The following is a 13,288-nucleotide window of genomic DNA, read 5'->3' as shown; positions in this document are numbered from 1 at the left end:
GTTTTCAGCTTTATTCCCACATCCGCTTTTTCTAACTTTATTCATCTTTTGTCGTTTTTATAAATCCTTTCTTTGTAATTATACCACTTATTTTGTTATCAATTGGTTGTTTTTGTTACTATTTATTTTATTCTCACGTTTTTGGATTCCTTTTTGTGTGTTGTAAAAACACAAACCATGTGTTATTCTTGCTGTGTCATTTTTTATACCGAAAGGAGATCCAGTATGTTACTGAATATTGACACAGCTGTTGACATCAAACACGACGGCACCAAAAAATTAAATCGCATTCGCTTCCTTGAAGCATTAGTTAACTCCAACCTTTTCGTAAATTTTCAAGGTACTTTGTACATTCTTGATGATGATTGCTTCGTTTCTCCTCTTTGTGGCAGCAAGGCTACTCTCTTACTGCGCAAACACTTTTCCAACGATGATAACGTTATCATAACTAATGGCCTCTTGAAAGATACCATTAAAACTTTATCCGAGCTTCCGTGCTTGAACATTAAGGAATTAAATCCTCCAGACTACATTTGCCTGCAAAATGGTCTTTTTAGTGTGCATGACGGTCAGCTTCATTCTTCTGTTAGCGATGAACGTAAGTTTTTTTCCATCAAGATAGATGCGAAATTTGATCCAAACGCAACATTAGAAACAGCTCCTGTTTTTTCTAATTTTTTAAAGGATACTTTTCAAGCTGACGAAGACAGCATCCTTTTATTACAACAAATTCTAGGATTTACCCTCACAAACATTCGCACCTTCAAGGGCGCGTTTTTTCTAATTGGGGTATCCGGTGCTGGCAAGAGCGTACTCGCAAGATTTTTACGAGCTGTGCTTCCGAATACATCCGCCTTATCCCTGCAGGAGCTCTCAGACAAATTCCGTTTGGCAATGCTTAAGAATGCTTCCGCAAACATTTGTGAGGAGATTAGCTCCAACAAAGTTACTGGTTTTGATGTGTTTAAACGTATAAGCTCTGGAGATAGCATCATTATCGAGAGAAAAAATGCTGAACCAGAAACCTTCATCTCAACCGCTCACCTTTTGTACTGTGGCAACTTCCTCCCCCCCTTGGCTGATGCAGACCCCCTTGCAATTTTAGAACGCATAAAGCTGCTTTACTTCGGAAATTCTATTACTGCCGATAGACGCGACCCTTACCTTCTAGAAAAATTGCTGGCTGAAAAGGACACTATCGTTTCTTGGGCACTAGCTAGCGTACCTAGACTTGTGAAATCAAAGTTTCAATTTGCAACTCCGCAAATTGCGAATGATTACCTTGAACGCTATGCGATAGAAGTTAACTCCGTTAGTAAATTCCTCAAAGACTGCATCCGCATCGAAGAAGATACCAACAAAAAGCTCCACACAAAAACTCTTTTGAGTCTCTACCACGCTTTTTGCCTCAGAAATGCAGTTCAGCCTCAGTCCGCTCAAGAACTGAAATCGGCAATCGGTACATTACCAGGGGTTCTGTACTCTAAATTTCGCATTGACGGAAGCGCTCCGGCATATGGATATAAAGGCTTGTCTGTTATCTCCCCCCAAAACGAGGAGGCAACTGAATGAAGTCATTAAGCATCACCATTCGTCTCACCAACGAGGAGCTTATGCTCCTCGATGGTGTAGTAAAAAACGGCTACTCTCCCAATAGATCCGATGCTATTCGAAAAGCAATTTCCAGCTTTTACAACACCAGTGACCTAACAGCCGACCTACTTCGTGCCAATCAAGAAAATTATTTGCGTTACTTATTAACCTTGCTCGTTTCCCACACAGACGAAACAGGCAAAAAAATCTTGAATAATTTTAAGGAGGAACTTTTCCATGGCCAAATCTAGCAATACCATTATTTTCCGTAACTTCAACGCAAAAGCTATCAACGCAAGCAGCAACCCCATTTTCAAGAACATTGCTTATGTCCTGAACCCTGACAAAGTTGCCGCATCCTTTTATCACAATCTTTCCGAAAACGAATGGGAAAAAGAAACCAATATCGTATTGGATAAATTTTCTCAAAAAGGCGGTAGAATTGCATTTCATTCTGTAATCTCTGCTTCCGGTGGCATCACCCATACTGATTTGCTTAATGGCACTAAAGATTTTATTGCTGAATTTTTTGCTAAAAAAGGCACATACCAAATCGTGGCAGCTGTGCACTCAAACACTAGCCATCCGCACGTACATATCGTTGGCTCTACCATTGATATCTTATCAGGTAAAAGGCTTCAGCTTAGCAACAATGATTTGTATCTACAACGCAATATAATCGATGAAATTTTTTCCTCTTACGGCTTCCCATTAAGAGGGCATAAATCATCCAAAGATTATTCCGCAGCATCAACTACTGTAGTTTATGACCCCCAACCATCAAGTTATGTTGATATTCTATTGTCTTATCAAGCTATGCGTGAGCATCAAAAGCACATTTCATCTATCCCTACTAACCCGTATGGTGATCCCTGTTACAGCCATGCTTATTACGATTGTAATTATGTCTCACCTTTAGTAACTTGCGATACCACTCAAATGTATGCACAACCTGCTACCACTGAATTGATATCCAATACACAAGAGACTATAACTTTGCCTAGTGCTATTCCTCATAATCCTTTCCCTTTTGATTCCTTGTTGCCTCAACCTAAACCCCCTACCCCAGACCCTTACTGTGTCGTATGTAACGAGCGGCTATCAGATAAAGTTTTTTTCTACTCATTGAAAGAATTCAATGTTCCTTTATGCTTTGATTGCCAAAAGGATGTTAGAGCAAAGAAAATTACAATCCCTGAAAGTACTACTACCAAAGAACTTATTAAACCATTCGTTGGAGTAGGTGATTTGAAGGTTCTCACCGATAAGGTCTCCAAAAAGCTTGTTGATGAAATAATTATTGAAACTAATTTTTATGAACCCGCTTTAAAGGTTCTAAAAAAACATTGTCTACTGTGATACATAAAAAGGAGGTAGCTTATGTCAACCAACAGATTTTTTAATGCAAAAGAACTTATTGTAAAAAATGGTGGGCCTCTTCCCATTAGTCTTTCAGCTGTTTATGCTGGAATTAAAGATGGTACCATTCCAGTGGTTACAATGGGTAAGCGAAAACTCATACCCAAATGGTATATTGATAGTCTTATCCAAAAAGGTAAATATGCATAAACAAAAAGTATAAGACCCGTATCAACGGGTCTTATACTTTTAGGAGGTTAATATGAAACGTTCAAATGGAGAGGGTTGCCCTCAATATAATAAAAAACGTAACCGTTTTGAATACTACATTAGTTACTATGATTCAAAACTAAATAAAACTAAGCGTAAGGTTTTCACTAGCAAAAAGAGTGCTAGAGACGCAATGAAAAAAGCAACTGAATTTACTACACTAATCAAAAATAATGTTGATATAACCAAAAGCCACCAAAAGCTCTCTGACTGGTTACGGCATTGGTTATCTAATTACAAACAGCAAGAAATTCGTTTAAAGACCTATGAACGATATGAGTTGGCTATTAATAGACACATCATTCCGTACATCGGTGACATCTCACTTAACGAACTAACTACTGATATTATTCAACAATTTTTAATACGTTTACTAAATGAAGGTGGCGAAACCAATCAGGGGCTTTCTCCTCGTACCGTTAATACTACTAGAAGATTACTAATCCAAGCTCTTAATGATGCATATGATTTAGGCATCATACTTAAAAACCAGGCTGAAAAAACGAAAACCGTAAAGGTTTCCAAAGCAGAAATACTAATCTTGTCTCACCAACAAGCTTTAGAACTAATAACCGCTGCGAAAACGCAAAGTATGGTTAGTTTCCTTGCGGTCGTACTTGCTTTAGGAACAGGTATGAGGTTAGGCGAGATTTTCGGTTTAACTTGGAATAATATAGACTTAGATAGAAATCTAATTCATATTGTTCAAAGTGCAGTCAAAACTAATCATGGAACTATTTTGCAACAAGATTTGAAAACAGATATGAGTAGACGGTCTATACCAATCCCCATCTTTGTAAAAAATGCCTTATTGGAATATAAAAATTGGCAGATAAACATATACAAAGAAATCAATTCTACAACATACATTGATCATAACTTTGTATTTGCTAATAAGTTTGGTCAACTTAGACATCCCGCTTCATTTTCTTACCACTATTTCAAACAGATTATCTTAAAATCTAATAACCTACCTCCAGCACTTAGATTCCATGACCTAAGACATTGTCACGCTACATGGTTGCTATCATCAGGAGTAAACGTTAAGGTTGTTTCTGAGCGACTAGGACACGCTTCCATACGCATAACATTAGACACTTATGCCCATGCAATTAAAGCGATGCAGGATACTGCTATTATGGCTCTAGACTCATATAATCTCCTGAATATCCCATTTAATTCGGCTTTATCTAAAAAAGATTCCTTTTTATTACCATCAGCCTCAGAACACATAGTCAATAATCTTTAATTCGCCAATTAAATGTTTTGTTTCCCCCAAAAAGAAAAACGATGCTTTTCACACCCTACAAGTGCTAAAAGCATCGTTTTTTTCGTCTTCTAAAACTTATTGTCATCCTTATTGTCATCCCTGAACAAAAAAATACAGGGCTTAGAAAAATCTAAGCCCTGAAAACCGCATATTGGCGGAGTGGGTGGGTTTCGAACCCACGCACGCTTTGACACGTCTAACGATTTAGCAAACCGTCCTCTTCAGCCACTTGAGTACCACTCCAATAGACTACTTTTGTAGTATAGCAAAAATCCCCTCGTTTGTCAACACCTACGCTGACAAATTAACCTTAGAGAATTTCAACCAATTCAATTTTAAAATTCAATTCCTTACCAGCCATTTCATGGTTAGCGTCAAAAGTGATGTTTTCGCCATCCATTTCCTTTACAACTACAGGGAAAGGTTGACCATAGGTATTAGTAAGAGTTACTCTTTGACCAGCTTTGAGCACCTCAGAGCCAGGCAACTCTTTAACAGGAACGGTAAAAATCAGCTTAGGATCTGCTTCGCCATAAGCTTCCGCAGGAGTCAGGTGAATGTTTTTGATCTCGCCAACTTCCATATCTGCAACAGCTGCATCAAAGCCGGCAATCATCATGCCTGCACCGCATTTAAACTCCAACGGCTCTCCTCTGTCATAGGAAGAGTCAAATTGAGTACCATCGTTTAAAGTTCCTTGATAGTGGCAACGCAGGGTTTTGCCAACATTCTTACCAGTAATAGCCAAGGTTCTATCTCCTTTTATTTATGCTTTACGTGTATTTTTATGTGGCGGAAAGGGTGGGATTCGAACCCACGGAAGTGTTACCTTCGCTAGTTTTCAAGACTAGAGCCTTAAACCACTCGGCCACCTTTCCAAATAGTCCCGTCAATGATTCATTGTCAACAAAGCCAACTTATTCAATTGCCGTTACCTTTCAATTATATGTTATTATCTTCATTCCGTCAAGAACTTTAGGATATTGCTGCATCCGTCAGCTTTAAAACGTTGTTCTCCAATCGCAGTGCTTCGTTCTGCAGAGTTTCTAATTTTGCTAATGCTGCAGCGTTAAACTCATCATCTTTAGTTAGGTTCAGGTTAATACGGACATTATACTCTGCGCAACGCAAAGCAGCACGAGCTAAAATAGCGCTGCAAGCTGCATCTGTAATCACACCGGGGTTACCCAATACCGTCAGCTTGTCAGCAATAACGAGCACTTTGCCTGCTCCCTCCGCAATAGCAAGAGGCACCGCTGCCGCCTTCTTGGCAGCAGCGCGAATAGCAGCGGTACGTGCAGCCTTCTCTGCTTCCGTTGCCTTAGGCAGTTTATAGCAAGCCATAAAGCTATTGAACACTTCTGCATCATCGCTAACCAGCTGCAGCATTTCAGCACGCAGTTCCTCAGCATCTTTCAGCAAAGCTTGCACCTGCGCTTCTTGCGCTGCAAATTTTTCCTTGCCAATGGTAAGATTAGCTACCATTGAAGAAAGTGCCGCAGCTAAAGCACCTGCCATAGCTGCGCCACCGCCACCGCCCGGTGCAGGCGCGCTGGATGCCAATGCATTTAAAAATTTTTCCATAATTAACACCTCATTTTTTATTCAGCCATCTACGAACTTGCACTACAGCAGCATAAGCATCTAAAGGCTCGTCGGGAACAAGTAGTCCCAAAGGTACTAACTTCCGCCAACCTTTAGGCGGATTTTCCTGCCAATACAAAGTTCTCGCTTCCTCAGTACTGTGAGCTTCACCCACTAAATCAAGTTCCACTGCCGGAAAAACTCTTGCTACTGCTTTACCAATAGCTTTATTATTAGTTCCATCGCCCATGACTATATGTGACAAGAGCTGCTGTCCCGCAAAGGACCGCAGCTCTTCTTCAATACGCTCCGTAGAAGCAATATGCAGGGCGATGATCCTGCCGTCCGCAGCTACAAGGGCCAAGCCTGTTTTGCTGCGTCCGGGATCAATCCCCAGATACATCTTCACTTTTTGGAAGCACCTCCAGCCTTACTCTTACAGGACCTGCCGTAGTAATATCACCTTTAGCATAAGCCTTGAGAGTAAAATTGCCGTTCATGCGGCGCATCATATTACTTGTTTCAATCATGGTTGCAGCATCCATATTGCCAACCTTACCCGTCAAAGGATCAGGGAGCACGCCAGCCTCTACAGCAAGATGGTTAACCTGCGTTAGGAAGCCCATAATAATGCCTTCATAGCCTTCCTTGCCCACATTGGTAAAGTCCTCGCTGTAAATCAAAGTGCCATCGGGATAAATAAATTGATTCTCAAAAATTTCCAAATCGCAAACTGCCAATTCACCCACGATAATGTTAGCCACAGTACGCACACGCACAAACAAGTTGCCCTTGCTCTTGTCCAAAGCAGCAACCGTCTGTTCCACAATCTCACGGGCAATCCAAATAGCTTGCAACTGCTGTTCTTGATCATCTACACCAAGTCGTTGCAAAGCCGTTTCGTTAGCATTCTGCAGAAGCCAGTTAACCTGTGCCACGTTTTCATCATGCTTCAAACCGCTGCGCAAAATACCTGCGTAGACAATTTCTCCGGCACGATAATATACTTGGCCTTCACGCATATTGATAATACCCTTGCGCAGTGCTGCAGTAGTCTTCTCCAAATCTTCAATTTCATCGGACAGCTGGGCCTTTGCTGCAGTCAGGTCGGCAACCGCTGTTTGCGCCTGGTTATACATGGCATTCAATTCGCCCAATCGGGCTTCCATGGCATCATTTTCCCTAGTGCTTTCCTTAATTTTTTCGTCAAGCATATTAATCTTGGCATTTTGGGCTTCAACTCTGATTTTTGCCTCATCTAAAGCTTGGGCAGCCAAATGCTTTTCAGAATTCAACTGTTTCAGCTCCTTTTGCAGCTTGTCCATACCAAACAGAGCGGTACGCGCACTTTGGGAAGCCATAGCCATTACGCCTATGGTCAACATAGCAATAATGGAACCACCAACAACTGTCAGCAAAATAGAAGTATACTTGGGGCGCAAGCCGAATACGGACATTTTTTTCTTGCCGATCTTGCTGCCCATCTTATCTGCAATATAGGCGATCAACCCACCGACTACCGCCATAATAATGATTAAGCGTATGCCGACCAATGGACCCCCTCCTTTACATACTTGCCAAAAGCGAATTATACGTTTTTCTTCTTCATCAGATATACGCCAATACCTAAGCACAAAATGTTAGGCAGAGTACAAGCTAAGAACGGAGGCATAGCGCCACCCTTGCCCAAACCGGAAGTAAAGGCCATAACTGCGTAATAGATAAAGATAACGATAATACTGATACCCAAACCAATGGAAGAACTGGTGCGCTGTTTTTGCGTACCCAAACATGCACCAATCATGGCAAAGAAGAAGCTTGCCAGAGGAATATTGATACGCATGAAGATTTCACACCATTGACGGTTAGTCGGAGACTGCTGCGCCTCCAGCATACCGATGTATTCGCGAAGCTCCGCAATAGTCATTTCTTCAGGATCCTTTTGCTCCCAAGAAATCTGCTTGGGAGAGAAGTTCAAAGGAATGACCTGTTCTGTAAATTTAGCAGTACTGGTAACGCCTTCCTTGTCGTTAAGAGCAAAAACATTGCCATCAACGATACGCCAAGAGCCATTCTCCCAAAAACCTTCGTGAGCAGTTTGGATACGGGCAATCTTACCATTTTCAAATTCTTCGATGGTAATATCAGTCATCTTGCCTTCTTTTTCGTCAAATTTATTAGCATAGGTAACACGCTGAGTCTTACCGCTAATAGTTTTAATAACGATGTGGTTTTGGCTGCTGGGCTTACTGTTTTGTTTGATTTCTTCGTTCAAAATTCGGCCTGCTTCATGCTTGGATGCAGGCACAACCTTTTCTGCCCAAACCACGGAGAACATGCTGACAATAAAGCCAACCACCAAGACAGGTGCTACAATACGATAGTAACTGACACCGCCTGCTTTCATAGCGGTTATTTCGCTGCTACCGGAGAGCTTGCCAAAAGCCATCAATGCTGCCAACAACATGGACATAGGGAAAGTATAGTTGATAATTTCCGGCATGTTGTACATAAACAAACGGGCGATGGTCTCCATAGGAGCGCCATAGCGGGTAATGTACTGAGTGATTTTGAACAGCATGGTGCTGGCAATAAAAATGCTGGAGAAGGCGGCGATGCCGAAAACGAAGGGGTACAACAGCTCCTTCAGCACATAACGGTCTAATAAACGTAAACGCACTTTCCTTCCTCCTACATACTAAAATTGTCACCCAAATAATACTTACGGGCAACAGGGTCATTAGCAATAGTTTTGCTATCACCATGAAGTAAAATCTTACCTTCAGCCAAAATATACGCTTTATCAACAATGCTCAATGTTTCACGTACATTGTGGTCTGTGATCAGAATACCGATACCGCGTTGCGCCAAGTGGGCAATCATGCCTTGAATATCAGCAACAGCGATAGGGTCAATACCGGCAAAAGGTTCATCCAAAAGGATAAAGGCCGGATCAGTAGCAAGGGCGCGGGCAATTTCTACACGACGACGTTCACCGCCGGACAAAGCCTTGCCTTCACTCTTACGCACATGGTTCAAACGGAATTCATCCAAAAGGTCATTCATCTTTGCTTCCCGTTCAGCAGTATTCAAATCAGTGGTTTCCAAAATAGCCATGATGTTTTCTTCTACAGTCATTTTGCTGAATATGGAAGCTTCTTGGGGAAGATAGCCGATACCTGCGCGTGCACGCTCGTACATGGGCATACCGGAAATATCCTTGCCGTCCAAAGTAACAACGCCGCTATTGGGACGCTCAATGCCAACAATCATGTAGAAGGTTGTAGTTTTGCCGGCGCCATTGGGTCCCAATAGGCCGACTACACTGCCTTGCTCTACAGTAATGCTGACACCATCAACTACATGACGTCCGCCATATATTTTTACAAGATTATCTGTCTTAATAATCAAGCTCGTATCCTCCCTCGGTTATGCGCTTGCTTGTTCAACATCCTGCTCCTTAACAGCAGGCTGCTTTTCCGGAATGTAGATTACATCAACATTGCCGTCGGCAATTGCTACATTGGCATTAGTCAAACGCAGCTTGTCCCCGGCAACGGAATTACCATTTTGGGTAGCTTTGGCATTACCAATCAGCTCTACATAACCATTGTTGTCCGTCTTATAAACAGCGCTGTCAGCAGATGCAGTCAGATTACGGGCATCACTGTTAATGGTAACGCCGCCGTAAGCATTAGCTACGCCTTTAGCCATATCGTAATCAATTTTCGCTGCGTTCAGTACGCTGCCATCTACATCTGTCAAACGCGCCCAGCTGCCTACGGTTTCCGCATACTCACGCGCTTTATAGTAGTTCACACGGTCAGCGCTCAAACTTTTACCTTCCTTGGTGATGACTGCGCCACCAACAGCGGACATATTGTTTTCATCATGGGCAATAAATTCATTGCACACAATGTGGGCATCGCCTCTATCAGCAACAACATTGCCGGTCAGCACACCGCTTTTAGTTTTGCTGTTAAATTTAGCATAGTCGCTGGTAGCCTTGCCACCGTCTTGCAGCAGTACGACATGACCTTTAGCTTCACCTTCGCCAGTCTGCAAGTTATATTCCAGCTCATCAGCTTGGACGCTGAAATTTCCGGGAGCAGCCCACGCTGTAGTTGCTAATCCCAAGGAAAGGACAGCAGCTGCTACAGCCAGCACTACTTTCTTTTTATAATTCATTCTATTCGCCGCCTTTCTCAACTTTTGCGTTACCCTTCAGCTTTACGTTTTTCAGAGCACTGGTTGTCACCGCTTCGTCAGCAATAGCAGTCCACGGACTCTTAACCAATTTAAAATGTCCTTTGGCAGTAATGTTATCAGTCTTTTGAATCCAAGTAATTTTATCAGCGTATAATTCGCCACCTGTATTCAACACCGCTTTAACATTACCCTCTAAGGAAAAATCATTTTTATTAAGCTGTACGCTGCCTTTGTCTGCAGAAATATCTACATAGCTGCCATCACTACGATAGAGTTTGCCCGTAATGCCATTTAAAGTAGCAGTATTTTTCTGCTTATCATTGGTAACGCTGGCAACTGTGAATTTCCACAGCAGTTTGCCATCCTGCTCACGCTGCAACACCGTATTCTTCAAGGTAGCGTTGATTTGAGCACTAACGCCGTTGCCACCTTTAATGGTGACAGGTCGTTCACCGCCAAAAATCAACCAACCTATGATACCTGCTGCTACTAACAGGCCCGCAATAACGGATATAATAATATTTTTATTTTGCATCTGCCTGTTCTGCCTCCTCAGGTGGGGTATAAGGTGTATTCCAACGATGCTGGAACCAAATCCAATTGTCAGGATATTCTTTTATGATTTTTTCAACCTCTTGGGTCATTTTCAAAGTAACATTATAGTCATCCAACTTTTGGTCACCGGTAAACTCATAGCGAATCGGATCCTTAACAATCGCTTGGTGACCATAGCCATCGGGCTTACGAACAATAAAAATAGGTATAATAGGCGCTTTAAATTTACGAGAAAAATACGCAGGACCGCTGGGAGTAGAGGCCATCTTACCCAAGAAAGAAACAAAGATGCCATCATAGCCGCCGTCTTGGTCGGCAATCAAGCCCAACATACGTCCCTTTTTCATCGCTCTAGCGCAACCTAAAATCTCGCTGGTACCACGGGAGAAAATTTCTTGACCTACACCGGTACGCAGTTCATTCATAAAGTCGCTGTACACTCTGTTAGGCTGGGGTTTTTCTACCGCACTCAACGGGAAGCCGTTTAAAGCCAAGCCTGCACCCAACCACTCCCAGTTGTCCATATGGCAGGCAAGCATTACCACGCCTTTACCTTCATGCACTGCATCCCACAACACTTCCGGACGGTCAAAAGTTACTAAGCCACGAATATTATCCTTGTTCAGAGCAGGCATATACATAATTTCCATGAAAGTAATGCCCAAATTGATGAACAACTTCTTGATGGTAGCGCGTGCCTGTTCTTCGCTATAGCCCAGACGCTCGCGAATAGTTTCTTCAGCGCGAACCCTCTGCTTCTTTGCAATTTTATGGTACAAGTGCCCAACGCCCTTACCAATGACAACTATCATTTTATAAGGGAGCCAGGAAATCACTGTACTCAATGTTTTTAATAAATAATACAACCACATTATTGTTTATCTCCTTGCCCGGATTGGAAATATGCCGCCACAAGTTTCTGCCATTTCCCCTGTGCCTCTAAAAGTTTCTGTATAGCCTCGCGCACAGCGCCTCTGCCTCCTTGGGCAAAAGTCACCATGTCCACAATACTGCACACTTCCTCAACTGCATCAGCAGGAGCGAAAGCAAAGCCACAGTTTACAATGGCAGGAATATCATTAAGGTCATCACCCATAAAGGCTGCTTCGGACACATCCAGCTGCAGTTCTGCACACAACATTCTTAAAGCTTCAGCCTTATCCTTAATGCCTTCGCAAATATGTGTAATGCCAAGCTCTTGAGCACGTCTATGGATAATTGCACTCCTGCGTCCGGTGATAATAGCAACCTGCAGACCGCTACGCAGTGCTAGACTGACGCCCATACCATCCTTAGCATTAAACCCTTTGAACAGTTCGCCGTTCTCCCCTATGTTAATAGTGCCGTCAGTGAGCACACCATCAACATCAAGCGCTAACAGGCGAATGGCAGCCATCCGTTCCTGCGTATCCTCAAACCAAGGCTCATCCTGTAAATCACGGCAGAACTCTTCCTTGCTTTTACCGCTCATTATACCACTCCCTGGCGAACCAAGTCAGTCATATGCAGCAGGCCGATAACCTTGCGTTCTGCATCAATAACAGGCAGCACAGTAATCGGTTTGGGCTTGTTGCTTTCCATCAAATGCAATGCTTGGGCAGCAAGCTTGTCTTCCGTAATAGTTTTAGGATTAGCAGTCATCAATTCCCTTACAGGACGCTGCAGGAAGTCCACGCCTTTGCTCAAACCGCGACGGATATCGCCATCGGTAAGTACGCCCTGCATAACACCATTAGTGTCAACAACGGATACTGCACCTAAACCTTTATCAGTAATAACAAAGAGTGCTTCTTGTACGGTAGTATCTGCCAATACAGTGGGGTTTTCATCACCCTTATGCATAATATTGCCTACAGTCAAAAGTAACTTACGGCCTAAACTGCCACCGGGATGGAAAATAGCAAACTGGCTGGCAGTAAAATTATGCTTTTTCAACAAAGCCAATGCCAAAGCATCACCATAGGCTAATGCTGCAGTAGTGCTGCTGGTGGGTGCCAAACCCAAGGGGCATGCTTCTTTGCTAACACCTACATTTAAAATAACATCGGCGTTCTTACCAAGGGTAGAATTAGCATTACCAACCATAGCAATAATCTTAGCACCAATTCTGCGCAAGGACGGCAAAATGTTAAGTACTTCGCCGGTTTCGCCGCTGTTGGACAAAGCAATAACCACATCCTCGCTAGTTACCATGCCTAAATCGCCATGGATGCCCTCCGCAGGATGCAGATAAAAAGACGGAGTACCGGTACTAGCTAAGGTTGCCGCCATCTTGCGACCAATCAAACCGCTTTTACCCATACCGGTAATAACAGTACGCCCATGGCAGTCCAGAATCATCTTAACTGCTGCGGCAAAATTTTCATCTACTCTGGGCACAAGCTCTAAAACAGCTTCTGCTTCCATACGCAGCACATCCCGCGCATGCTCCAGCATTGCTTCCATACC

General features: G+C 42.8%; 16 protein-coding genes and 2 tRNA genes. 5 read left to right on the top strand and 13 right to left on the bottom strand.

Annotated features, from left to right (window positions below):
* Nucleotides 1-225 precede the first annotated feature (225 nt).
* Genes ACJMM4_RS10180 through ACJMM4_RS10160 form a run of 5 tightly spaced genes read left to right on the top strand, consistent with a single transcriptional unit; the run spans nt 226 to nt 4,471 of the window.
* On the top strand, nt 226-1,572 hold the full coding sequence (locus ACJMM4_RS10180; RefSeq protein ID WP_405384306.1) for a phage/plasmid primase, P4 family: 1,347 nt from the start codon (nt 226-228) through the stop codon (nt 1,570-1,572).
* A complete protein-coding gene (locus ACJMM4_RS10175; RefSeq protein ID WP_405384304.1) occupies nt 1,569-1,844 on the top strand; it encodes a ribbon-helix-helix domain-containing protein in 276 nt (91 codons plus the stop codon). The genes ACJMM4_RS10180 and ACJMM4_RS10175 overlap by 4 nt, the downstream gene beginning before the upstream one ends.
* On the top strand, nt 1,831-2,952 hold the full coding sequence (locus tag ACJMM4_RS10170; protein ID WP_405384302.1) for a relaxase/mobilization nuclease domain-containing protein: 1,122 nt from the start codon (nt 1,831-1,833) through the stop codon (nt 2,950-2,952). The genes ACJMM4_RS10175 and ACJMM4_RS10170 overlap by 14 nt, the downstream gene beginning before the upstream one ends.
* 21 nt (nt 2,953-2,973) lie before the next feature.
* Nucleotides 2,974-3,162: a hypothetical protein gene (locus tag ACJMM4_RS10165; RefSeq protein WP_405384300.1), complete on the top strand. Its 189-nt coding sequence runs from the start codon at nt 2,974-2,976 to the stop codon at nt 3,160-3,162.
* Nucleotides 3,163-3,214: 52 nt separating this feature from the next.
* Nucleotides 3,215-4,471: a tyrosine-type recombinase/integrase gene (locus ACJMM4_RS10160; protein ID WP_405384298.1), complete on the top strand. Its 1,257-nt coding sequence runs from the start codon at nt 3,215-3,217 to the stop codon at nt 4,469-4,471.
* Between the two features lie 173 nt (nt 4,472-4,644).
* Here the strand turns inward: ACJMM4_RS10160 and ACJMM4_RS10155 are convergent.
* The 13 genes from ACJMM4_RS10155 to ACJMM4_RS10095 form a co-directional block, all read right to left on the bottom strand.
* Nucleotides 4,645-4,735 (bottom strand) — tRNA-Ser (locus ACJMM4_RS10155).
* A 67-nt stretch (nt 4,736-4,802) separates the two neighbouring features.
* On the bottom strand, nt 4,803-5,240 hold the full coding sequence (locus ACJMM4_RS10150; protein ID WP_405384296.1) for a peptidylprolyl isomerase: 438 nt from the start codon (nt 5,238-5,240) through the stop codon (nt 4,803-4,805).
* Between the two features lie 42 nt (nt 5,241-5,282).
* Nucleotides 5,283-5,370, bottom strand: a tRNA-Ser gene (locus ACJMM4_RS10145).
* A gap of 97 nt (nt 5,371-5,467) precedes the next feature.
* Nucleotides 5,468-6,076, bottom strand: a complete 609-nt coding sequence (locus tag ACJMM4_RS10140) for a cyclodeaminase/cyclohydrolase family protein (RefSeq protein WP_405379345.1) — start codon at nt 6,074-6,076, stop codon at nt 5,468-5,470.
* Nucleotides 6,077-6,086: 10 nt separating this feature from the next.
* Nucleotides 6,087-6,479 carry a pre-16S rRNA-processing nuclease YqgF gene (locus ACJMM4_RS10135; protein WP_405379362.1) on the bottom strand — a complete coding sequence of 131 codons (393 nt, stop codon included), beginning with the start codon at nt 6,477-6,479 and terminating at the stop codon, nt 6,087-6,089.
* Entirely contained in the window at nt 6,463-7,629 is a 1,167-nt protein-coding gene (locus tag ACJMM4_RS10130; RefSeq protein ID WP_405379344.1) for a DUF3084 domain-containing protein, read from the bottom strand. Before ACJMM4_RS10130 ends, ACJMM4_RS10135 begins: the two co-directional genes overlap by 17 nt.
* 35 nt (nt 7,630-7,664) lie before the next feature.
* On the bottom strand, nt 7,665-8,756 hold the full coding sequence (locus tag ACJMM4_RS10125) for an LptF/LptG family permease (RefSeq protein ID WP_405379343.1): 1,092 nt from the start codon (nt 8,754-8,756) through the stop codon (nt 7,665-7,667).
* An 11-nt stretch (nt 8,757-8,767) separates the two neighbouring features.
* On the bottom strand, nt 8,768-9,487 hold the full coding sequence (gene lptB, locus ACJMM4_RS10120; protein ID WP_405384294.1) for an LPS export ABC transporter ATP-binding protein: 720 nt from the start codon (nt 9,485-9,487) through the stop codon (nt 8,768-8,770).
* Nucleotides 9,488-9,505: 18 nt separating this feature from the next.
* Nucleotides 9,506-10,264, bottom strand: a complete 759-nt coding sequence (locus ACJMM4_RS10115; RefSeq protein ID WP_405384292.1) for an LptA/OstA family protein — start codon at nt 10,262-10,264, stop codon at nt 9,506-9,508.
* A gap of 1 nt (nt 10,265) precedes the next feature.
* Nucleotides 10,266-10,820 carry an LPS export ABC transporter periplasmic protein LptC gene (lptC, locus tag ACJMM4_RS10110; protein ID WP_405379340.1) on the bottom strand — a complete coding sequence of 185 codons (555 nt, stop codon included), beginning with the start codon at nt 10,818-10,820 and terminating at the stop codon, nt 10,266-10,268.
* Nucleotides 10,810-11,712 carry a lysophospholipid acyltransferase family protein gene (locus ACJMM4_RS10105; protein ID WP_405379339.1) on the bottom strand — a complete coding sequence of 301 codons (903 nt, stop codon included), beginning with the start codon at nt 11,710-11,712 and terminating at the stop codon, nt 10,810-10,812. Before ACJMM4_RS10105 ends, lptC begins: the two co-directional genes overlap by 11 nt.
* A complete protein-coding gene (locus ACJMM4_RS10100) occupies nt 11,712-12,311 on the bottom strand; it encodes a KdsC family phosphatase (RefSeq protein ID WP_405384290.1) in 600 nt (199 codons plus the stop codon). The genes ACJMM4_RS10105 and ACJMM4_RS10100 overlap by 1 nt, the downstream gene beginning before the upstream one ends.
* On the bottom strand, nt 12,311-13,276 hold the full coding sequence (locus ACJMM4_RS10095) for an SIS domain-containing protein (protein ID WP_405384308.1): 966 nt from the start codon (nt 13,274-13,276) through the stop codon (nt 12,311-12,313). Before ACJMM4_RS10095 ends, ACJMM4_RS10100 begins: the two co-directional genes overlap by 1 nt.
* Nucleotides 13,277-13,288: the final 12 nt, after the last annotated feature.

It is taken from the genome of Phascolarctobacterium sp. (assembly GCF_045124115.1).
Classification (GTDB): Bacteria; Bacillota; Negativicutes; order Acidaminococcales; family Acidaminococcaceae; genus Phascolarctobacterium_A.
This window is presented reverse-complemented; position numbering and strand designations above follow the sequence as displayed.

What these genes read in the sequence shown, in the direction of transcription:
- ACJMM4_RS10170 (WP_405384302.1), top strand. Translation starts at nt 1,831, where the DNA reads ATGGCCAAATCTAGCAATACCATTATTTTCCGTAACTTCAACGCAAAA.
- ACJMM4_RS10175 (WP_405384304.1), top strand. Translation starts at nt 1,569, where the DNA reads ATGAAGTCATTAAGCATCACCATTCGTCTCACCAACGAGGAGCTTATG.
- lptC (WP_405379340.1), bottom strand. Translation starts at nt 10,820, where the DNA reads ATGCAAAATAAAAATATTATTATATCCGTTATTGCGGGCCTGTTAGTA.
- ACJMM4_RS10100 (WP_405384290.1), bottom strand. Translation starts at nt 12,311, where the DNA reads ATGAGCGGTAAAAGCAAGGAAGAGTTCTGCCGTGATTTACAGGATGAG.
- ACJMM4_RS10180 (WP_405384306.1), top strand. Translation starts at nt 226, where the DNA reads ATGTTACTGAATATTGACACAGCTGTTGACATCAAACACGACGGCACC.
- ACJMM4_RS10105 (WP_405379339.1), bottom strand. Translation starts at nt 11,712, where the DNA reads ATGTGGTTGTATTATTTATTAAAAACATTGAGTACAGTGATTTCCTGG.
- ACJMM4_RS10140 (WP_405379345.1), bottom strand. Translation starts at nt 6,076, where the DNA reads ATGGAAAAATTTTTAAATGCATTGGCATCCAGCGCGCCTGCACCGGGC.
- ACJMM4_RS10165 (WP_405384300.1), top strand. Translation starts at nt 2,974, where the DNA reads ATGTCAACCAACAGATTTTTTAATGCAAAAGAACTTATTGTAAAAAAT.
- ACJMM4_RS10115 (WP_405384292.1), bottom strand. Translation starts at nt 10,264, where the DNA reads ATGAATTATAAAAAGAAAGTAGTGCTGGCTGTAGCAGCTGCTGTCCTT.
- ACJMM4_RS10135 (WP_405379362.1), bottom strand. Translation starts at nt 6,479, where the DNA reads ATGTATCTGGGGATTGATCCCGGACGCAGCAAAACAGGCTTGGCCCTT.
- ACJMM4_RS10095 (WP_405384308.1), bottom strand. Translation starts at nt 13,276, where the DNA reads ATGCTGGAGCATGCGCGGGATGTGCTGCGTATGGAAGCAGAAGCTGTT.
- ACJMM4_RS10160 (WP_405384298.1), top strand. Translation starts at nt 3,215, where the DNA reads ATGAAACGTTCAAATGGAGAGGGTTGCCCTCAATATAATAAAAAACGT.